Here is a 20484-nt window from a genome sequence, read left to right as displayed (position 1 = left end):
GAAGTAGCGTACGGGGGTGCCCGCGATTCTCCTGGTGGAAGACGACGTGGTGGTGCGCGCCGCGGTGCTGCGGGCGTTGCGGGAGCACGGCCACGTGGTCCTGCCCGTCGGCACCGCCCTCGACGCCCTGCGCGCGGTGACCACGCACCGGCCCGACCTGGTCGTGCTGGACCTCGGGCTGCCCGACCTCGACGGCAGCGACGCGCTGCGCATGATCCGCGGCGTCTGCGACGTCCCCGTCGTGGTCGCCACCGCCCGCGACGACGAGGCGGAGATCGTCCGGCTGCTCAACGCGGGCGCCGACGACTACGTGGTCAAGCCGTTCTCCAGCGAGCACCTGGCCGCGCGCCTGTCCGCCGTGCTGCGCCGCGCCCGCCCCGCGCGGGAGCCGGGGCCGATCGAGGTGGGCGGGCTGCGGGTGGACGTGCGGCGCAGGGAGGCCGAGCTGGACGGGCGGCCGCTGAGCCTGACCCGCAAGGAGTTCGACCTGCTCGCCTACCTGGCGGCCAGGGCCGGCCAGGTGGTCGAGCGGGCCACGCTGCTCACCGAGGTGTGGCGGCTGCCGGCGGGGCAGGACGACCAGACCCTCGACGTCCACCTGTCCTGGTTGCGCCGCAAGCTCGGGGAACGCGCCGCCCAGCCCCGATACCTGCACACGGTGCGCGGGGTGGGCGTGAAGCTGGTGGCGCCCCGGTGACGGCTCCAGCGGCCTCGGCGCGCCCCCGGGCGGGAGGGACCGGGACGACGGGATCGGCAGGGCTGACCGGATCGGCAGGGCTGACCGGATCGGCAGAGCTGACGGGAACGACAGGGCCGACCGGATCGGCAGAGCCGACGGGAACGACAGGGCCGACCAGATTGACGGCGACGGGGGCGGGCCGGGCGTGAGACGCAGCCTCGCCACCCTCGCGCTCGCCGTCACGTCCATGGTCGCGCTGGCGTTCCTGCTGCCCCTCGGCCTGGTCGTCGGCGAGCTGGCCAGGGACCGCGCGCTGACCGAGGCCGAGCGGCAGGCCAGCGCGCTGGCCCCGGTCCTGGTGATCACCACCGACGCCGCCCAGCTCCGGCGCGCGGTGGCCAGCACCCCGATGGGCTCGGCGGGCCGGCTCGTCGTGCACCTGCCGGGCGGCACCGTGCTCGGCGCCAGCCGGGTGCCCTCGCACCAGCCGGCCGTGGCCGCGGCCGAGGGCCGCTCGTACACCACGTCCGCGCCGGGCGGCCAGGTCGTGCTCCAACCGATCCTGCTCGGCCACGACGGGACCGCCGTGGTGGAGGCGTTCGTGCCGGAGGAGGAGCTGACCAGGGGCGTGGGCACGGCGTGGCTGGTGCTGTCCTGCGTGGCCCTCGGCCTCGTCGCGTGCTCGGTCTTCGTCGCCGACCGGCTGGGCTCCCGCATGGTCCGCTCGGTCGCGACCCTCGCGGCGGGCGCGAAGGAGATCGGCAGCGGGAACACCGAGGCCAGGGTCGAGGTGGACGGGCCGCGCGAGCTGGCCGAGGTGGGCGCGGCGTTCAACGCGATGGCCGAGCGGGTGGCCACCCTGCTCAGGGCGGAGCGGGAGTTCGTCGCCGACCTCTCGCACCGGCTGCGCACGCCGTTGACCGCGTTGCTGCTCGACGCGGAGGCGTTCGGCAGGGACCCGAGGGCCGACCAGGTGCGGCAGTCGGTGTACGCGCTGGAGTTCGAGGTCAACGAGATCATCCGCACCGCGCGGGGCGGCCTGGCCGAGCGCGCCGAGGAGGGCTGCGACGCCGCCTCGGTCCTGCGGGACCGGCTGGCGTTCTGGTCCGCCCTGGCCGAGGACCAGGAGCGGCCGTGGCGGCTGCGCGGGGTGGACCGGCCGGTGACCGTCCCCGTCTCCCGCGCCGACCTCGTCGCCGCGACGGACGCGTTGCTCAGCAACATCTTCCGGCACACCCCGCACGGCGTGGCCTTCGCGGTCTCGCTGCACGCCGAGCCGGGCCGGGTGACGATCGCCGTCGACGACGCCGGTCCCGGCGTCCGCGACCCGAAGGCCGCCGTGCGCAGGGGCGCGAGCGGGCGGGGCTCCACCGGGCTCGGGCTGGACATCGTCGACCGGCTCGCGCGCGGCACCGGTGGGGCGCTCCACGTGGAGCGCGGACCCCTCGGCGGCGCGCGGTTCCGGCTGGTGCTCGGCGGCGGTCCCCGCGGCCGTCAGCCGGCTCCCGCACCCGCCGAATGATCTTGTCTTACCGGCGGCTCAGCGTTTCCTTAAATGCTCCATAAATAAGTCGAGCACCGTCGTGAACCGCGTTTTTCGTCGCTAGCGTCGTTGTTGGGTTCCGTTGACGCCACCATTCGCCGCCCATGGGGGTGGGCTGCGCGAACAACCGGCGCGCGCCGTCTGGGCGCCCGGGGAATTGGCGCGCGGAACTCGAGGGAAACCCGACGCGAAAAGGACGACTCGTGCTCCGACACCGACTTCTGCCCGGCGTGCGCGCGGCCCGGCCCCTCGGCCGCCGCCGGGTCGCGTTCGGCGCGCTGGTGGCCGGCCTGGTGCTGGTGACCGCCGCCTGCGACCCGACGGCCCCGACGGTGGGCGGCGGCTCCGGCTCCCCGGTCGACCCCGCGGCGAGCGCCCCGGCCCCCGCCGCCCTCTCGTCCACCCCCGCCCCGTCCGGCTCGACCACACCCCCGAGCGACAGCGCGAGCGCGACACCCAGCCCGTCCAGCTCGTCCCCGGCCTCGTCCGTGCCGTCTGAGCCGGCTGAGCCGGCTGAGCCGGCTGAGCCGTCAGGGCCGTCCGCCCCGCACGGCCCGTCCGGGTCGGCCGACGCCACGGCCCGCCCCGGCCCCGCCACCACGGTCGCGACGGGACCCACCCGCCCGCGACCGGCGTCCTCCTCGTCGCGGCCCGCACCGACGAATCCCTCGATGAGCGAGGAGGAACGCGCCGTGGCCGAGCTGACCAACGCGGAGCGCCAGCGGGCGGGCTGCCCGGCGCTGCGGATCGACGACCGGCTCAACGCCTCCGCACGCGGCCACAGCGTCGACATGGCGTCCAGGAACTACTTCGACCACCGGTCGCTGGACGGCAGGAGCTTCGCCGACCGGATCCGGGCCGCCGGCTACCCCAACCCGGGCGCGGAGAACATCGCCGCCGGCCAGTCCACGCCGGAGGACGTGGTGCGGGGCTGGATGAACTCGCCGGGCCACCGCGCCAACATCCTCAACTGCGACCTCAAGAGCCTCGGCGTGGGCATGGCCCGCGGCGGGAGCTACCGGATCTACTGGACCCAGAACTTCGGGTGGTGATCCCCTGCCCAAGTCGCCCCCGGAGCGTTCCGGCGAGGGCAGTGATCCGGTAGGTGTCCGGCCGGGCGCGCTCCCAGCGCCCGACGGGGCACCGGTCCGGCCCGCGGCCCGCGTGGGCGTCCCCTTCCCCCGAGTGGGACGGTGCCGCGGGTCGGGCCGACACCGAACGGGGAGGCCGCCGGAGCGAGGGCCCGGCGGCCTCCCCGCGCGCCACGGCGGTCGTGCGTCCCGCCCGCCCGAGGGGGCCGGGACCGGAGCGGGCCGGGTCAGCCCGTCGAACGGGCCGAGCGCGGCGGCGTGGAGATCAGCCGAACGCCCTGGTGGTCGCGAGCACCACGCGCCAGCCGTCCGGGTCCTCGACCGTCACGGCGCCGTGCTTGTCCCAGAACGGGTTCTCCGACGGCACCACGGGGTGGCCGAGCGCGGTGAGCCGGGCGGCCACGGCGTCCCGGTCCCGCTCGCCGTCGAAGTAGAGGACCAGGAGGTTGTCGGCCGTCGGCGCGGGACAGGGGCTGCCGTCGACGTGCGAGGTGAACTCCAGGTGGTAGCTCGCGCCCGGCAACCCGAGCATCACCCCGTCGTAGCCGTCATGCCCGCTGAACCGGAACAGCTCCGGCAGGCCAAGGCCGTCGCGGTAGAAGCGGACCACCTCGTCGAGCCGGTCCGTCGGCCGCGCCACCCGCACCCGCACCGCCGGCAGGGCGGCCGGCCACCGCTCGGTCTCCGCTGTCCGGCCCACCTTGTCGCTGTCTCGCACTGTCGCTCCTCGTCCGGCCCGCTCCGGGCGCGACCGTAACAACGGGACCGGGCCGAACCAGCGTGATCATCACGGCAGGGGCGCGGCGGGCTCATCCCTCCAGCGCGTCGCGGATCGGCCGGAACTTGGCCTCGGCCTCCTCCACCTCGCGGTCAGGATCGGAGTCGGCGACGATCCCGCAGCCGGCGAACATCCGCACGACGTCGCCATCGACCTCGGCGCACCGCAGCGCGATCCCCAGCTCGCCGTCGCCGTCGGCCCCCACCCAGCCGACCGGCCCCGCGTAACGGCCCCGGTTCATCCCCTCCAGCTCGGCGATCAGCCGGAGGGCGTCCGGCGTGGGGGTTCCGCCCACCGCCGCCGTCGGGTGCGCCGCCTCGGCGAGCCGGAGCAGTGAGGCATGGCCGACGGCGCGGCCGGACACGTCACTGGCGAGGTGCAGCACGTTCGGCAGGCGGAGCACGTGTGGTTCGTCGGGGACCGACAGGTCGGCGCAGAACGGGGCGATCGCCTCGGCGAGCGACCGCACCGCGTAGGCGTGTTCGGCGCGGTCCTTCGGGGAGGACAGCAGCGCGTCGGCCAGGGCGTCGAGCGTCATGTCGGAGCGGGGCCAGGTCGTGCCGGCCAGCACACGGGAGGCGATGCGGCCGTCCTGCCGCCGCAGCAGCAGCTCCGGGGTCGCGCCCACCAGCCCGTCGACGGCGAACGTCCAGCAGCCCGGGTAGCGGGCGGCCAGGTTGTGCAGCAGGAACCGCTGGTCGACCGGCTCCTCGGCGTGCGCCGTCAGGTCGTGGGCGAGCACCACCTTGGCCACCTCGCCGGCGCGCATCCGCTCCACGGCGGCCCGCACCGCCGCCCGGTAGCCGGGGACCGACAGCTCGCCCTCCGCGTACCGCAGGACCGACGGCCGGCGCACCGGGAGCGACCGCGCCGCGGGGCCGGCCGGCTCGAACTCGGTGATCCAGGTGGTGTCGCCCAGCCGTCCGACCACCACCCGGGGGACCACCACCACGGAGCGTCCCGGCTCGTCCGCGAACGCCATGCTCACGAACGCGACGGGGCCGGTGCCGGGCAGGCCCACCTCGTCGTGGACGTCGACCTCGGCCGCGAACTCCCGCCACCAGGCGTCGGCGGCCGCGAACCGGCCGGGGCCCTCCGGCTCGAACCGGGCGACCTCGCCCCAGCCGACCAGGCCCTCCCCGTTCCGCACCCACGCGAGGACGTCCGTGGGGACGGGCAGCGCGGCGAGCAGGTCGGCGGGGGAGGGGAGCACGCGGGTTCGGGCACGTGGCCCGCCGCCGGGAGTGGGGGCCGGGACCGAGGACACGCCGCGAGGGTAGGAGCGCGGACCCGCCCCGCCCCGGCCGCCCCCGGCCGTGTGTGGCCCAGGCCAAGCACGCGCCGACGGGGAACGACGAGGAACGGCGCGCCGGCGCGCCCGCGACGCCGGCCACCCCAGGCCGACACCGACGGTCACCGGACCTGCGGGAACCGCCGCGGACGGGTGTCGACCGGCGCTGTCACCCGGCTCCGCGACCGGGCCGGCCGGCCCGCCCCTACACTCGGCGGACGTGGCGGAGACAGCGGGGGCCGGGACCACGGCGCGGGGCCGACCGGGGCTTCCCGCGGAGACCGTCGAGGACGGCTCCCCTCCGCCGGCCGCCCCTGACCAGGTGGTGCGCGAGACGCGGGAGGGGCCTGTGGACGAGCGGCCGGCTCCGCGCGCACGGACCCGGCGCGGCTGGCGGCGCGTGACTGCCGCGGCGCTGGTGACGGTCGGCACGGTCCTGAGCGCGCTGTGCGTCCTGCTCGTGATCGGCTGCTGGCTGGACGACCGCGCGATCGAGCGCCCCGAGCCGGGCCGGGCCACGGCCGAGGTCGTCCTCGTCTCCTTCCCCCGGACGGTGGTCCGCTACACCACGCCGGACGGAGCGGTGTACAGCCCGTCACTGGGCGTGCTCTACCCGGAGGGGCTCCAGACCGGGCAGCTCGTGCGCGTGGAGTACGACCCGGCCCAGCCGGACAAGCTGGTGAGGGTGGCCGGACGGGACTTCCGCATCGCCCTGCTGCCGGCCGGCACCACGGTGCTCGGCATCTGGCTCGTGGTGGTTCCCCTCGTCTGGTGGCTGCGCCGCTCGGCGCGCTGACCCTTCCTCCCCCACGGCGTCGGACGCCGTCAGGCGTCACACGTCGTCGGACCTCGCCGGTCGTTCTCCGGCGCGGCTCCTGGCGCGACCGCGCCCTGTCCCCCTCGCGTCCCCGGCGACATCGCCGCGACCCCTTCCCCTGGCAGGCCCCTCGATGTAACACTTCCGCCAATGATCGGTGTTCGCCTGTAACATCGAGATGGGCCGGATCGGTGGAGGTGGGCCGTGACCGAGCGGGCCGAGCTGGCGGCGTCCCCCGAGCGGGAGACCGAGGACCTGGAGCGCCGGTTCCAGCGCACGGTGGACGCCGAGCAGCGGATCGAGCCACGGGACTGGATGCCGGAGGCGTACCGGCGCACCCTGGTGCGCCAGATCGCCCAGCACGCGCACTCCGAGATCATCGGGATGCAGCCGGAGGGCAACTGGATCACCAGGGCGCCGAGCCTGCGCCGCAAGGCGATCCTGCTGGCCAAGGTGCAGGACGAGGCCGGGCACGGGCTGTACCTGTACGCGGCGGCGGAGACGCTGGGCGTCGACCGCGAGGACCTGACCCGCAAGCTCGTCGAGGGCCGGCAGAAGTACTCCTCCATCTTCAACTACCCCACCCTGACCTTCGCCGACGTCGGCGTCATCGGCTGGCTGGTGGACGGGGCGGCCATCTGCAACCAGGTCCCCCTCTGCCGCACCTCCTACGGCCCGTACGCGCGGGCGATGATCCGCATCTGCAAGGAGGAGTCGTTCCACCAGCGGCAGGGCTACGAGCTGCTGATGACGATGATGCGGGGCACCCCCGAGCAGCGCGCCATGGTCCAGGACGCGGTGGACCGCTGGTGGTGGCCGGCGTTGATGATGTTCGGCCCCCCGGACGAGGCGTCGACCAACACCGAGCGGTCCATGCGGTGGCGCATCAAGCGGCACACCAACGACGAGCTGCGGCAGAAGTTCGTCGACATGACCGTGCCGCAGGCGGAGAAGCTGGGCGTCACCCTGCCCGACCCCGAGCTGCGGTGGAACCCCGAGCGCGGCCACCACGACTTCGGCCAGCCGGACTGGGACGAGTTCTGGCGGGTGGTGAAGGGCGACGGGCCGTGCAACGCGCGGCGCCTCGCCCACCGGCGCAGGGCGCACGAGGAGGGCGCGTGGGTGCGCGAGGCCGCCGCCGCCCACGCCCGCAAGCGCGCCGCCACCGGCCGGCCGGCCCTGTCGGTGACCGCGCGGACGGAGGGAGCCGCATGAGCGAGACCAGGTCGTCGTGGCCGCTGTGGGAGGTGTTCGTGCGCGGCAAGCGCGGGCTCAACCACGTGCACGTGGGCTCGCTGCACGCGCCGGACGCCGAGATGGCGGTGCGCAACGCGCGGGACCTCTACACCCGCCGCAACGAGGGCGTGAGCATCTGGGTCGTGCCGGCCGACGCGATCACCGCGTCCAGCCCGGACGAGAAGGACCCGTTCTTCGCGCCCAGCGGGGACAAGGTCTACCGCCACCCCACGTTCTACGCGATCCCCGACGACGTCCCCCACCTGTAAGGCGGCGCGATGAGCTGGGACAACGCCTACGAGTCGCTCACCGAGGGGCACGACGACAGCGGGCACTGGGCGTTCGGCACGGGTTTCGCGGACGCCCTCGCCGGGGTCGGCCGCGATATCCCGTCCAATGTGGACAGAGCAGACCTCGCGGCCTACTGCGTGATGCTCGGCGACGACGCGCTGGTGTTCGCGCAGCGGCTCTCCGAGTGGTGCTCCAACGCGCCCGAGCTGGAGGAGGACGTCGCGCTGGCCAACATCGCGCTGGACCTGCTGGGGCAGGCGCGGATGTCGTTGACCCGCGCCGGCGAGGTGGACCCGGCGGTGCGTCCTGCGGCGGCGCCCGTGCACGTCCCCGACGAGGACGCGCTGGCCTACTTCCGCGACGAGCGCGCGTTCCGCAACGTCCGCATGGTCGAGCAGGAGCGGGGCGACTTCGCCGAGACGATCGCCCGGCTGCTGCTCTTCTCCTGCTGGCGGCTGGCGTTGTTCGAGCGGTTGACCACCAGCGGGGACCCGGTCCTCGCCGCGATCGCCGCCAAGGGGCTCAAGGAGCTGGCCTACCACCGGGACCACGCCGCGCGGTGGACCGTGCGGCTGGGCGACGGCACGGAGTTCTCGCGGGAGCGGATGCGGGCCGGCCTGGACCGGGTGTGGCCGTTCCTGGCCGAGCTGTTCACCGCGCACCCGGTGGAGGCCAGGCTCGCCGAGGCGGGGGTCGCCGTCGACCCCGGCTCCCTGCGGCCCGTGGTGGACGACGTGCTCGACCAGGTGCTGGCCGCGGCCGGCCTGGACCGGCCCGAGGTCGCGCCGCTGCCCGCCGTCGCGGGGCTGGCCGGCCGGCACGGCGTGCACACCGAACCCATGGGCTACCTGCTGGCCGAGATGCAGCACGTCGCCCGCTCGCATCCTCAGGCCGTGTGGTGAGGACGATGGCTCCGCCCGAACCGCCCTCGTCGACTGCGCGGTCCGCGCGGTCCGCGCGGTCCCCGTCGTCTGGCCCGGCCGGGTCGACCGTGCCGGCTGGGTTGTCCGCGTCGTCTGCGCCATCTGTGTCGGACGGGCCGATTGTGTCCTCTGTGTCATCTGTATCGGACGGGCCGGTTGTGTCGTCTGCGTCCTCTGTGTCGGACGGGCCGATTGAGCCGTGTGTGTCCTCTGTGTCACACGGACCGTCTGTGTCCGCTGCGTCTTCCGGGTTGTCCGTCGAGGACGTGGAACGGGCGCGGCTCGTCGCCGAACAGGTGCGCGACCCCGAGCTGCCGGTGCTCACGCTCGCCGACCTCGGGGTCCTGCGGGGCGTCTGCGCCGAGGCGGGACGGGTCGTCGTCACGATCACGCCCACCTACTCGGGGTGCCCCGCGCTCGACGAGATGCGCGCCGACCTGCGGTCCCGCCTCGCCGCGGAGGGCTTCCCCGACGCGGAGGTCCGCACGGCGCTGAGTCCCGCGTGGACCACCGACTGGATCAGCGAGGAGGGGCGGCGCAAGCTCGCCGAACACGGCATCGCGCCGCCGGCCCGCCTCGGCCCCCGGGCGGCCGGCCCGGTCCCGCTGCGCCTCGACCCGCCGTCGGCCACCGTGCCGTGCCCCCGGTGCGGCTCGCCGAACACCGTCGAGCTGTCCCGGTTCGGGGCCACCGCGTGCAAGGCGCTGCGTCGCTGCCAGGACTGCCGGGAGCCCTTCGAGCACGTGAAGGAGATCTGAGTGGCCGCGCCCACGCTGACCCGCCGCCCCGCCCGCCGGTCGACCTTCCACGAGCTGACCGTGGCCGGGGTGGACCGCCTGTGCGCGGACGCCGTCGCCGTGACCTTCGACGTGCCCGCCGAGCTGGCCGGGGACTTCGACTTCCGCGCCGGGCAGTACCTGACGCTGCGCCGCCGGGTCGACGGCCGCGAGGAGCGCCGCTCCTACTCGATCTGCGCGCCCGTGGGGGCCGCGCCGAGGATCGGGGTGCGCCGCGTCGAGGGCGGGTTGTTCTCGGAGTGGCTGGTCGACTCGGTGCGGCCGGGCGACGTCGTGGAGGTCCTGCCGCCGCTGGGCGGGTTCTGCCCCGACCTCGACGCGCCGGCCCACCACTGCCTCGTCGCCGCGGGGTCGGGCATCACCCCGGTGCTGTCCATCGTCTCCAGCGTGCTGGCCGCGAACGAGGGGAACCGCGTCACCCTGCTGTACGGGAACCGCCGCACGGACACCGTGATGTTCGCCGAGGAGCTGGCCGACCTGAAGGACCGGTACCGGTCGCGGCTCCAGCTCGTGCACGTCCTGTCGCGGGAGCCCAGGGACGTCGAGCTGTTCTCGGGGCGGCTGGACGCGGACCGCCTGCGGCGCCTGTTCGCCACGGTGGTGCCCGCGGCCGACGTGGACGAGTGGTGGCTGTGCGGGCCGTACGGCATGGTGCGGGACGCCGAGGCGGTGCTCGCCGAGCGCGGCGTGCCGAGGGAGCGGGTCCACCACGAGCTGTTCTACGTGGACGAGCCTCCGCCGGAGCCGGTCCGGCACGACGAGCAGTCCACAGTGGACGGACCAGCGAGCGAGGTGGTCGTCCTCCTGGAGGGCAGGGAGACCGCGCTCACGCTGCCGAGGAGCACACCCATCCTCGACGCCGCCCAACGCGTGCGGGCCGACCTGCCGTTCGCGTGCAAGGGCGGCGTGTGCGGCACCTGTCGGGCGCGCCTGGTGGAGGGCGAGGTGCGCATGCGACGCAACTACGCGCTGGAGGACCACGAGGTCGCGGCGGGTTTCGTCCTCACCTGCCAGTCGCTCCCGGTCACCGAACGGGTGGTCGTGGACTACGACGCCTGAGCCGGCGAGCGCCTCCCTCCGGGGCCGGTTCCGCCGTTCTGCCAGCCGGGCTGTGTAGAACGGCGGAGCCGCGTCTGTTTGCTCCTCGCGGGGACGGCGCAGGCAACTGCCAGCGGGCCTGCCGGTGACTGGCCCGGCAGGCCAGCGGAGCCGTCATGTCACCGGGTGGGTGATTTCCCGGCCCTCCAGTGCCTCGGACGTGTTCCGCGCCGGCCTTTCTGTCAGACCTCCGTGAGACGTTAGAAGTGGGGGTCCCCCTTACTTCAGCGCTGTAGTCGCGCGCGAGGGCCGGCGCCAGTGTCCACAAAGGACTACGTACTTCGTCCACAGAAGACAGACAGGGACAGGGGAGAGGGTCGCGGACCGGAACGCGCCCATGGGTGCTGGCGATCAGGAGATCTTCATCGACCCCCACCGGTCCGGCAGTCTCTGGGCGCTCAACTCCTCTCGCCCGCCGACTTCACCCAGCCGAGGCCGCTCATCAGGACCGAAACTGTCAGTGCTGCGCGAGATGCTGGAAATGGGGGGTTCCCCCTTACTAAACCCTGTACAGATCAAAAGAAATGCGTCCTCGCTCCCCGAGGCGCGAGCCACTGCCGCGTGTCCGCGTGGTGTCCGGCATCAACACCCCCAGGACCGGCCCGCCCACTGCGACAAGCGCACGGCGACAATCACACGGCGACAATCACCCGGCGGCATGGTGCCAGGGCACGGTGCCAGGCCGTCAGGGCAGCGCCTTGACCTGACGGGGCAGGCTCGGCCCGCCGGGGTCGCGCCGCGCCCCGTCCTCCGCCGCCCGCCACCAGTCGAGGACCCGCGCGGCCACCTCGGGCGCGGCGACCAGGAGCCCGTCGCGCGGCATCGGGTCGGCCTCGCCGTCGCGGTTGAGGACGACCGCGCCGGACTCCAGGGCGAGTCCGAGCCCGCCGGCCACGTCCCACTCGTGGTAGTCGTCCAGCACCGCGCCCACGGCGTGGCCCAGGGCTACCTGCGTGACCGCGAGCGCGGCCGAGCCGAGGACGCGCACGGCGCAGTGGGCCGCCGCGGCGCGCTCGGTGAACGTGTCCATGCCCGGCCAGAACCGGCCGCGGGTCAGCTCCGCGCAGACGATGCCGCCCCGTGCCTCGGCGTTGCCCTGGAGCCGGACCGGCGTGCCGTTCGCCCGCATCCCCCTGCCCCGCGCGGCGGCGTAGATCTGCGCGCGGTACGGGTCGGCGACGACCCCCACCACCGGGCCGTGCGCGTCGACGAGGGCCAGGCTGTAGGCGCACCACGGCAGGCCCGCGAGGTAGTTCGACGTGCCGTCGACCGGGTCCACCAGCCAGCGGAACGGCGAGGCCCCGTCGGCCACCGGCGGGGGCTCGACGCCGAACCCCTCGCACACGATCGGGATGTCGAACTCGCTGGTGAGCACCCGTCGGGTGTGGCGTTCCAGGGTGCGGCCGGTGTCGGTCACCCAGTCGAACGGCGTTTCCTTCAGGCCCGGCCGCGCGCCGCGCCCCGCGGTCGCGGAGATCACGTCGGCCGCGTCGTTGGCCAGTCGCCCGGCGACCTCGAGGGCCCGTGAGACCAGAACCGGGTCGACGGGCGGGGCCGGACGGGAGAACAGGGCGGTCATGCCTCCCAAGGATGACCCTCGCGGGTGTCCGCGACGCGACACCGAAGTGAATTGCCGTCGCGGAGGCGGGTGTTGGCCCGCCGTTCCGCCCGCCGTCACGCCGGCGTCGGGCGGACGCCGCGCGCGCCGGGGTCCTGGCCGCCACCGGCCAGCTTCGACCCGGTTCCGGCGCGGTCGTAGGCTGCGAGGGTGGTCAGGGCGGACTTGGACAAGGACCCGCGTGAGGTCGCCGCGATGTTCGACGACATCGCGCGGCGGTACGACCTCGCCAACACGGTCATCTCCTTCGGGCAGGACCGGCGGTGGCGGACCAGGACCCACCGGGCGTTGGACCTCCAGCCGGGCGAGCGCGTGCTGGACCTGGCCGCCGGCACCGCCGTGTCCACCGTCGAGCTGGCCCACTCCGGGGCCTGGTGCGTGGCCGCGGACTTCTCCCTCGGCATGCTGGAGCAGGGGCGGCACCGCGGCGTGCCGATGGTGGCGGCGGACGCCCTGCACCTGCCGTTCGCCGACGAGAGCTTCGACGCGGTGACCATCTCCTTCGGGCTGCGCAACGTGGTGGACACCGAGGCGGCGCTGCGCGAGATGGCGCGGGTGACGCGGCCCGGCGGCCGCATGGTGGTCTGCGAGTTCTCCCGCCCGACCTGGCAGCCGTTCCGCTGGAGCTACCAGATCTACCTGAAGCTGCTGCCGTGGGTCGCCGGGATCGTCACCTCGAACCAGGAGGCGTACGCCTACCTCACCGAGTCGATCGCCGAGTGGCCGGCGCAGCGGGAGCTGGCGGAGATCATTCACGCCGCCGGGTGGCGGGACGTGGCGTGGCGGAACCTGATGGGCGGTTCGGTGGCCCTCCACCGGGCGGTCAAGCCGGAGCCGGCCGCCCCGGCGGAGGGACAGGGCGACGCGGGGAAGGCCGGGCGGCCCGCCGCGGAGTGACGGCGACCGCGTCCCGGTCAGATGTGAGGATCGCTAAACTCCGGCGCCAGGGACTTCGTGAAAGCGTTCACAAGTCGGCGTTCGGGTGCGGCACGTGCTCGTCCCACCGTGGACGCCGGCCCGACGTGGGTACCCCGCGGACGTGGGGCCCGCGAGAGAGGGAGGCGCGATGCGCAGGGGGCCGGGCGAGGACGCGGAAGTCATCGTGGTGGGCGCCGGTCCGGCCGGCGCGACCGCCGCGACCTACCTGGCCAGGGCCGGGGTGGACGTGCTGCTGTTGGAGAAGAGCACCTTCCCCCGGGAGAAGGTCTGCGGCGACGGTCTGACGCCCCGCGGCGTCAAGCAGCTCATCGACCTCGGCATCGACACCCGCGAGGAGGCCGGCTGGCTGCACAACCGCGGCCTGCGGGTCATCGCCGGCGGGGTGACCGTCGAGCTGCCGTGGCCCGAGCTGGCGAGCTTCCCGCCCTACGGCGTGGTGCGGCCCCGGCAGGACTTCGACGAGCTGCTCGCCCGCAACGCGGAGCGGGCCGGAGCGCGGCTACGGGAGGACACCACCGTCACCGGGGCCGTCACCGACGAGCGCACCGGCCGGGTCGTGGGCGTGACCGCGAAGACCGGGCCGGACCGCGCGCCCGTGACCTACCGCGCCCCCCTCGTGCTCGGCTGCGACGGCGTCTCGGCGCGGCTGGCGCTGTCCGTGGGGCTGGAGAAGCGCGACGACCGGCCCATGGGCGTGGCCGTGCGGCGCTACTACACGAGCCCCCGCACCCACGACGACTTCCTGGAGTCCCACCTGGAGCTGTGGGACCGCTCCGTGCCCGGCGAGCCCCGGCTGCTGCCCGGCTACGGGTGGATCTTCGGGATGGGCGACGGCACCGTGAACGTGGGGTTGGGCAGCCTCAACACCGCCGCCGGCAACGTCAAGATCGACTACCGGGCGCTGCTGCGGTCCTGGTTGGACGGCACGCCCGAGGAGTGGGGCCTGCGCGAGGAGAACGCCATCGGCAAGGTCGGTGGCGCCGCGCTCCCCATGGGCTTCAACCGGACCCCGCACTACCGCTCCGGGCTGCTGTTGGTCGGTGACGCCGGCGGCATGGTGAACCCGTTCAACGGGGAGGGCATCGCCTACGCCATGGAGTCGGCGCGGCTGGCCGCCGAGTGCGTCGTGCACGCGCTGGCCCGGGCCGACGGCGTCTCCCGGGAGCGCGCGCTTGCCGGTTACCCGTCCGCGCTCCGTCAGCGGTTCGGCGGCTACTACCGGTTGGGCAACATCTTCAGCCGGCTCATCGGCCAGCCCGTGGTGATGCGCACCGCGACCCGCTACGGGCTGCCGGTGACCCCGCTCATGAAGGTCGTCCTCAAGCTCCTGGCCAACCTCTACGACGCCAGGGACGGTGACCTGATCGACCGGGCCATCACCACCGCCACCCGCCTCGCCCCCAGCGTCTGACCCCATCCCCCGTTACGCCCTACGGCTCCTTGTTCCGGACGGGCTGGTCGGTGAGCCTGTCCGGGGTATCGAGGAGCGCGCCCGGCGGTGCTCGTCGGGCGGGCGGGACGAGGGGGACCGAGGTGGCGCGACTGTTCGGGCGCAACCGCGCCCAGCGCGGCGGCTCCGGTGTTGCTGGCGACGGTGGCCGTGGCGGGCCTGGTGGCGACCGCGCCCAGCGCGGCGGCGGCCGCTCCGCCGTGCCAGCCGTACGACCTGGGGATGGAGGGCGGTCTGATCCCCTGCGCGACGGGGGAGGCCCGACCGTACGTCTTCACGTCGACCCCGCGGCTCGGCGAGAGATCGCGTGGTCGGAGCCGGCCGATGAGTCGCTCCTGGTCGTCGACCGGGACGGAAACCGCGTTCCGGTGCTGCCCGCGCGGAAAGCGGCGTTGCGCGAGGTGGTCGACGTCGCGTACCAAGATCTGCTCGACGCGAACCCCAAAATCGTGTGTGCGTCGCTGAACCTGCTCGGCTCCGTGGCGGATCCGGAGGCTCTCCTGGTTCGGCTTCGACTCCTCCGTCGGAAGAACCTCGATTCAGGGGTGAGTGGGGAGATCGAAAACTGGATCAAAACCCTTGGGTCTGCGGTGGGTAAGGCGTGGGGTGCGCTCACACGGCCGCGTGGAAAAGCTGGACTTGCCTTACGCCCGCGGTATCTCCAAACCGCGGTAGGCACCGCGACCCAGTGAGAGGAGTGGGCGTTCGTGGGGAAGGCGGGTGGTCGCGGTGGTGGTGTCGCCGGCCTGGACGAGGGCGTGGATCTCGTGGGCGAGCGGGGTGACGTCGCGGATGCGGACAATCCATTCGTCGACATAGCGACGGCTCGCCTCGGGGCCGAGGCCGATCTGGATCGCGCGGTGCGGTTGCGGGCGTAGCCACAGGTCGCGCTCGGGGTCCCATTGGACGCGGACCGGGCTGGCGGCGAGCTGGGCGCGCCATGCCTCATGGCTGGAGTGGACCCGGTCGGAATAGTGGCTCAGGCAGGAGTTCTCCAGCGCCCAGCGGAGACCGTCGTGGGTGATGTCGATAGCCAGAACACGTTCCTGTTGTGATTTCGTGGCCCATCCAGACCGATACATCATCCAGAGGAACGAGGGTTTGATCCAGGTCATCCGGTCCGGCTTGAACGGGGCCACGAAGGTGCCGGCCGCGAGTGCCCGGTCGGCGATCTCGTGGCCGTAGGCCTGGTAGACCGTGACGGTTTCGTTGTCGAACCGTGCCCGGATTTCACGTTCATTCACGGCTGTAGGTTGTGGGTGCCCGCTGCTACGGTCAAGGGTTTTTCGGGGGAGGGGGGAACGGGCGGGGGCGAGCGGCGGTAACGGATTTGCCCCGTGTGGAGATACTTCGGGTACGGCCGCCCCGGTCGGGGGCGGTCCGTTTCCTGGAACCACAGGTAGGGGGACTGCTGTGCGTCGTGCTGGTCTCGTGCTGTCCGGTGTGGCGGCGTCGGTGATGCTGGTGGGCTGCGGGGGTGGCAACGGCGCTCCGCAGGCCGAGGCCCCGAAGCCGAGGACCGCTGAGACGGTCGAGGCGCTGTCCGCGGGCTTCAAGCAGGCCACGCAGGGCAAGAACTCGGCGCGGATGCGGTTCGAGATGGCCGCCGGCGACGAGAAGATGTCGGGTGACTGTTCCGTGGCGTTCGGGGCGAGCGCCGAGGCCATGGACTGCCAGGTGGAGTCCGTGGAGAAGGGCACCCCGGAGAAGATGCGGATGCTCGCCAAGGACAAGGTGGTCTACGTCAAGGGGCCGGACGAGCTTGAGCCGGGCAAGTCGTGGCTGAAGCTGGACACCAGGTCCAACAACCCGCTGGCCGCCATGATGGGCAAGGCGTTCGACAGCGTCTCCCAGGTGACGGACTTCGAGAAGTCGCTGCCCAAGGGCGCGAAGATCCTCAAGACCGAGCAGGAGAAGCGGGACGGGCAGGACCTGACCCGCTACGAGGTCGAGTTCGACCCGAAGGTGCTGCGGGCCAACGCCAAGGACCGGATGGAGAAGCTGGGCGCCCTGGCGTTGCAGAAGGCCGGTGTCGGCGCCTTCCACACCACCTTCTGGGTGAACGCCGAGAACCTCCCGGTCCGGTTCGAGATGACGGTGCCCGCGCCGAAGACGGCGGACAAGCCAATGGAGGCGAAGTTCAGCGGCACCTACACCGACTGGGGCAAGCCGGTCGAGGTCACGGTGCCGCCGGCCGAGCAGGTCGCCGAGTTCCCGGAGATCCCCGGGTTCCAGGAGGCCTACGAGAAGCAGATGGCCGAGATCGACAAGAAGATCACCGAGCTGGAGCGGGAGCTGGACAAGTCCGGCAAGTGAGCTGACGCCGCCACGGCCGTCGGGACCCCTCGTGGGCCCGGCGGCCGTCGCGCGTTCGGGCGGGCGGAGGGCACGCGCTCCGCCCGTGGAGGGGGCTCACGGGACACGCTCCCGGCACGTCGGCGTCGGGGAGACGGTGTGAGGCCGGGGGTCAAGGGCCGGCGGGGACGACGGGCCTTGGGTGGTGGCGGGTCGGGCCGTTCGGGACTTGACAAAACCCCTCGCCCGATGGTGGGGGGTGAATGCCGGGTTTGGCGGGTTGTGCGAACCCGCCACCTGGGGTAATGGGCGCTCGGCTGTCCGGGGGTGGTCCGGACCACTCGTGAGCGAGATCACAAGTGGCCTGAGCTGGTGTGACGCCGCCCACTGGACAGGTCCGGGAGGGGTGGTGACGTTAGCCACGATTCGCGTCGTAGACTGCCTGCGCACAGCTCGTGAACCAGTTCACAAGCTATGCAGGGAGTTAGGGAACCCTCACCAAGGGTGAACGCGATCGCCCTCCTAGGGTCGCTTGTGAGTGGCGTTCGGGTCCCCCCGGGGGCGGTTGCGGAAAGGACGGCGGACGACGTGCTCCAGCCCTACGTCCCCCTCGTGCTGATGTTCGCGCTCGCCGCGGCGTTCGCGGTGTTCTCGGTGGCGGTGGCGCCGTTCGTCGGCCCGCGCCGTGACAACCGGGCCAAGCTCGACGCGTACGAGTGCGGGATCGAGCCCTCGCCGCAGCCCGTCGTCGGCAGCGGCCGGATGCCGGTCGCCTACTACCTCACGGCGATGCTGTTCATCCTCTTCGACATCGAGATGGTCTTCCTCTACCCGTTCGCGGTCTCCGCGGACGCGCTCGGGCTGTTCGGCCTGGTGGAGATCGCCCTGTTCATCATCACGGTCGGCTTCGCCTACGCCTACGTGTGGCGCCGCGGCGGCCTGGACTGGAACTAGGAGGAGGGGGAGCGGCCATGGGCCTGGAGGAGCACCTGCCCAACGGCGTCCTGCTGACCAGCGTGGAGAAGCTGGTCAACTGGACCCGCAAGTCGTCGCTGTGGCCGGCCACGTTCGGCCTGGCCTGCTGCGCGATCGAGATGATGACCACGGGCGCGCCGCGCTACGACCTCGCCCGCTTCGGCATGGAGGTGTTCCGCGCCTCGCCGCGCCAGGCCGACCTGATGATCGTCGCCGGCCGGGTGACGCAGAAGATGGCCCCGGTCCTGCGCCAGATCTACGACCAGATGCCCGAGCCGAAGTGGGTGCTGGCGATGGGCGTGTGCGCCTCCTCCGGCGGCATGTTCAACAACTACGCGGTCGTGCAGGGCGTGGACCACGTCGTCCCGGTCGACATGTACCTCCCCGGCTGCCCGCCGCGGCCGGAGATGCTCATCGACGCGATCCTCAAGATCCACGCGAAGATCATGGACGAGCCCCTGGGGCCGAAGCGGGCCGCGCAGCTCGCGGCGGCCGGTCACCGCACCGAGCTGGTCCCGTCCTCGGTCCGCTACGCCAAGAAGAAGTGAGCGGTATGAGCAGCGACGAGTCGGACAGGGGCACACCGGCCCCCGGCGAGGAGCACTCCAGCGCGGAGCGCCCCGGCCCGGGCCTGGAGCCCAGGAACGGCAGCGATCGGGTGGTGTCCGGACGCGCCCGCAAGGGCATGTTCGGCGTCGAGGGCTACGGCGACACCTCCGGCTTCGGGGGGCTGCGCCTGCCCGCCTACTGCCCGCCACCCGCCGAACGCCCCTACGGGGGGTGGTTCGACGAGCTGGCCGACGAGCTGCTGGCCGCGTTGACCGAACGCGGCGTGCCCACCGAGGCGGTCCAGCAGGTGACCGTCGACCGCGGGGAGATCACCTTCTACGTGCGGCGCGAGCACCTGGTGGACGTCTGCCGCACGCTGCGCGACGACCCCGCGCTGCGGTTCGAGCTGTGCGGCTCGGTGTCCGGAGTGGACTACGGCCCCGAGGTGCCGCAGCGCCTGCACTCCGTCTACCACCTGACGTCGATGACCTACCGGCGGCGCATCCGGCTGGAGGTGTGCGTCGACGTCGACGACCCGCACGTGCCCAGCGTCGTGGAGGTCTACCCGACCGCCGACTGGCAGGAGCGGGAGGCGTGGGACATGTTCGGCATCGTCTACGACGGCCACCCCGCGCTGACCCGCATCCTCATGCCCGACGACTGGGACGGGCACCCGCAGCGCAAGGACTACCCGCTCGGCGGGATTCCGGTGGAGTACAAGGGCGCGGAGATCCCACCGCCCGACCAGCGGAGGGCCTACTCATGACGACCGACACCGACCGCACGCGGCACGACGACCAGCCCGACCCGTACGCGAGCGCGCGGGAGACGACCGAGGGCCGGGTCTACACGGTCACCGGCGGCGACTGGGACACCGTCCTGGAGGACGCCGTCCACGACGAGCGCATCGTCATCAACCTCGGCCCGCAGCACCCGTCGACCCACGGCGTGCTCCGCCTGGTGCTGGAGCTGGAGGGCGAGACGGTCACCGAGGCGCGCTCGGTGATCGGCTACCTGCACACCGGGATCGAGAAGAACACCGAGTACCGGAACTGGACGCAGGGCGTCACGTTCGTGACGCGCATGGACTACCTCGCGCCGCTGTTCAACGAGGCCGCCTACTGCATGGCGGTGGAGAAGCTGCTCGGCGTGGAGGCGCCCCGGAGGGCGCAGGTGATCCGGGTGCTCCTCATGGAGATCAACCGGATCGGCTCGCACCTGGTCTGCCTGGCCACCGGCGGCATGGAGCTCGGCGCGCTGACCGCGATGACCTCCGGCTTCCGCGAGCGCGAGGAGGTGCTGCACCTCCTGGAGTTCCTGACCGGCCTGCGCATGAACCACGCGTTCATCCGGCCGGGCGGCGTCGCCCAGGACCTCCCCGAGGGCTACCACGAGCGGATCCTCGACTTCATCAGGGTCATGGACTCGCGGCTGCCGGACTACGACAAGCTGCTCACCGGCCAGACGATCTGGCACAAGCGGCTGCGCGGCATCGGGTACCTCCCGCTGGACGGCTGCCTCCAGCTCGGGGTCACCGGCCCGGTGCTGCGCTCGGCCGGCCTGCCGTGGGACCTGAGGAAGGTCGAGCCCTACCTCGGCTACGAGGAGTACGAGTTCGACGTGCCGACGGCCACCGAGGCCGACTGCTACGCGCGGTACCTGCTGCGGGTCGAGGAGATCCACCAGTCGCTGCGGATCATCCGGCAGTGCCTGGACAGGCTGGAGCCCGGCCCGGTCATGGTGGAGAACAAGAAGATCGCCTGGCCGGCGCGGCTGACCATCGGCCCCGACGGCCTCGGCAACTCGCTGGAGCACGTCCGGCGGATCATGGGCCAGTCGATGGAGGCCCTGATCCACCACTTCAAGCTGGTCACCGAGGGCTTCGACGTCCCGGCGGGCCAGGTGTACGTGCCGGTCGAGTCGCCGAGGGGCGAGCTGGGCTACCACGTGGTCTCCGACGGCGGGACCCGGCCGATGCGGGTGCACGTCCGCGAGCCCAGCTTCGTGAACCTCCAGGCGATGCCCGCGATGTGCGAGGGCGGGATGGTGGCCGACGTGATCGCGGCGGTCGCCTCCCTCGACCCGGTGATGGGCGGGGTGGACCGGTGAGCGAG

At 73.0% G+C, this 20484-nt stretch carries 20 protein-coding genes; 16 read left to right on the top strand and 4 right to left on the bottom strand.

Annotated features, from left to right (window positions below):
* Positions 1–16 precede the first annotated feature (16 nt).
* The 3 genes from LX15_RS20700 (at position 17) to LX15_RS33190 (ending at position 3274) form a co-directional block, all read left to right on the top strand.
* Positions 17–697: a response regulator transcription factor gene (locus LX15_RS20700; RefSeq protein WP_253671269.1), complete on the top strand. Its 681-nt coding sequence runs from the start codon at positions 17–19 to the stop codon at positions 695–697.
* A gap of 187 nt (positions 698–884) precedes the next feature.
* Positions 885–2201 carry a sensor histidine kinase gene (locus LX15_RS20695; RefSeq protein WP_253671268.1) on the top strand — a complete coding sequence of 439 codons (1317 nt, stop codon included), beginning with the start codon at positions 885–887 and terminating at the stop codon, positions 2199–2201.
* A 224-nt stretch (positions 2202–2425) separates the two neighbouring features.
* Positions 2426–3274 carry a CAP domain-containing protein gene (locus tag LX15_RS33190; protein WP_253671267.1) on the top strand — a complete coding sequence of 283 codons (849 nt, stop codon included), beginning with the start codon at positions 2426–2428 and terminating at the stop codon, positions 3272–3274.
* Between the two features lie 304 nt (positions 3275–3578).
* On the opposite strand, the gene LX15_RS20685 is transcribed toward LX15_RS33190, so the two are convergent.
* Both LX15_RS20685 and LX15_RS20680 read right to left on the bottom strand, forming a co-directional pair.
* A complete protein-coding gene (locus LX15_RS20685) occupies positions 3579–4031 on the bottom strand; it encodes a VOC family protein (protein ID WP_253671266.1) in 453 nt (150 codons plus the stop codon).
* A 91-nt stretch (positions 4032–4122) separates the two neighbouring features.
* On the bottom strand, positions 4123–5358 hold the full coding sequence (locus LX15_RS20680) for an isochorismate synthase (RefSeq protein ID WP_253671265.1): 1236 nt from the start codon (positions 5356–5358) through the stop codon (positions 4123–4125).
* Between the two features lie 244 nt (positions 5359–5602).
* Here LX15_RS20680 and LX15_RS20675 point away from each other — a divergent pair, with 244 nt between their 5' ends.
* From LX15_RS20675 to paaE, 6 genes are all read left to right on the top strand, one after another.
* A complete protein-coding gene (locus LX15_RS20675; RefSeq protein ID WP_253671264.1) occupies positions 5603–6178 on the top strand; it encodes a DUF3592 domain-containing protein in 576 nt (191 codons plus the stop codon).
* Positions 6179–6421: 243 nt separating this feature from the next.
* Entirely contained in the window at positions 6422–7414 is a 993-nt protein-coding gene (gene paaA, locus LX15_RS20670; protein WP_301304959.1) for a 1,2-phenylacetyl-CoA epoxidase subunit PaaA, read from the top strand.
* On the top strand, positions 7411–7704 hold the full coding sequence (gene paaB / locus LX15_RS20665) for a 1,2-phenylacetyl-CoA epoxidase subunit PaaB (RefSeq protein WP_253671262.1): 294 nt from the start codon (positions 7411–7413) through the stop codon (positions 7702–7704). The genes paaA and paaB overlap by 4 nt, the downstream gene beginning before the upstream one ends.
* A gap of 9 nt (positions 7705–7713) precedes the next feature.
* A complete protein-coding gene (paaC, locus tag LX15_RS20660) occupies positions 7714–8628 on the top strand; it encodes a 1,2-phenylacetyl-CoA epoxidase subunit PaaC (protein ID WP_253671261.1) in 915 nt (304 codons plus the stop codon).
* A 251-nt stretch (positions 8629–8879) separates the two neighbouring features.
* The gene (gene paaD, locus LX15_RS20655; RefSeq protein WP_253671260.1) at positions 8880–9407 is read left to right on the top strand and encodes a 1,2-phenylacetyl-CoA epoxidase subunit PaaD; all 528 of its coding nucleotides are present in this window, start codon (positions 8880–8882) and stop codon (positions 9405–9407) included.
* Positions 9408–10505: a 1,2-phenylacetyl-CoA epoxidase subunit PaaE gene (gene paaE, locus LX15_RS20650; RefSeq protein ID WP_253671259.1), complete on the top strand. Its 1098-nt coding sequence runs from the start codon at positions 9408–9410 to the stop codon at positions 10503–10505. It abuts the gene before it with no gap.
* Positions 10506–11229: 724 nt separating this feature from the next.
* On the opposite strand, the gene LX15_RS20645 is transcribed toward paaE, so the two are convergent.
* Positions 11230–12123, bottom strand: coding sequence for an inositol monophosphatase family protein (locus tag LX15_RS20645; protein WP_253671258.1), 894 nt, complete (start codon positions 12121–12123; stop codon positions 11230–11232).
* 189 nt (positions 12124–12312) lie between these two features.
* Here LX15_RS20645 and LX15_RS20640 point away from each other — a divergent pair, with 189 nt between their 5' ends.
* Positions 12313–13059, top strand: coding sequence for a demethylmenaquinone methyltransferase (locus LX15_RS20640; protein ID WP_253671257.1), 747 nt, complete (start codon positions 12313–12315; stop codon positions 13057–13059).
* Positions 13060–13228: 169 nt separating this feature from the next.
* Positions 13229–14512, top strand: a complete 1284-nt coding sequence (locus LX15_RS20635; RefSeq protein WP_253671256.1) for a geranylgeranyl reductase family protein — start codon at positions 13229–13231, stop codon at positions 14510–14512.
* Between the two features lie 683 nt (positions 14513–15195).
* Here LX15_RS20635 and LX15_RS20630 read toward each other — a convergent pair.
* Positions 15196–15795, bottom strand: coding sequence for a DUF4291 domain-containing protein (locus tag LX15_RS20630; RefSeq protein WP_253671255.1), 600 nt, complete (start codon positions 15793–15795; stop codon positions 15196–15198).
* A gap of 169 nt (positions 15796–15964) precedes the next feature.
* On the opposite strand from LX15_RS20630, the gene LX15_RS20625 reads away from it, so the two are divergent.
* The 5 genes from LX15_RS20625 (at position 15965) to LX15_RS20605 (ending at position 20479) form a co-directional block, all read left to right on the top strand.
* Positions 15965–16867, top strand: a complete 903-nt coding sequence (locus LX15_RS20625; RefSeq protein ID WP_253671254.1) for an SCO4651 family lipoprotein — start codon at positions 15965–15967, stop codon at positions 16865–16867.
* Between the two features lie 567 nt (positions 16868–17434).
* Positions 17435–17800, top strand: coding sequence for an NADH-quinone oxidoreductase subunit A (locus tag LX15_RS20620; protein ID WP_308213496.1), 366 nt, complete (start codon positions 17435–17437; stop codon positions 17798–17800).
* A gap of 17 nt (positions 17801–17817) precedes the next feature.
* Entirely contained in the window at positions 17818–18369 is a 552-nt protein-coding gene (locus tag LX15_RS20615; protein ID WP_253671253.1) for a NuoB/complex I 20 kDa subunit family protein, read from the top strand.
* Between the two features lie 5 nt (positions 18370–18374).
* Entirely contained in the window at positions 18375–19136 is a 762-nt protein-coding gene (locus LX15_RS20610) for an NADH-quinone oxidoreductase subunit C (RefSeq protein ID WP_253671252.1), read from the top strand.
* Positions 19133–20479, top strand: a complete 1347-nt coding sequence (locus LX15_RS20605) for an NADH-quinone oxidoreductase subunit D (RefSeq protein WP_253671251.1) — start codon at positions 19133–19135, stop codon at positions 20477–20479. The genes LX15_RS20610 and LX15_RS20605 overlap by 4 nt, the downstream gene beginning before the upstream one ends.
* Positions 20480–20484: the final 5 nt, after the last annotated feature.

It is taken from the genome of Streptoalloteichus tenebrarius, from assembly GCF_024171885.1.
Classification (GTDB): domain Bacteria; phylum Actinomycetota; class Actinomycetes; order Mycobacteriales; family Pseudonocardiaceae; genus Streptoalloteichus; species Streptoalloteichus tenebrarius.
Note: the sequence above shows the minus strand (reverse complement) of the source record. Positions and strands in the feature narration are given on the sequence as shown.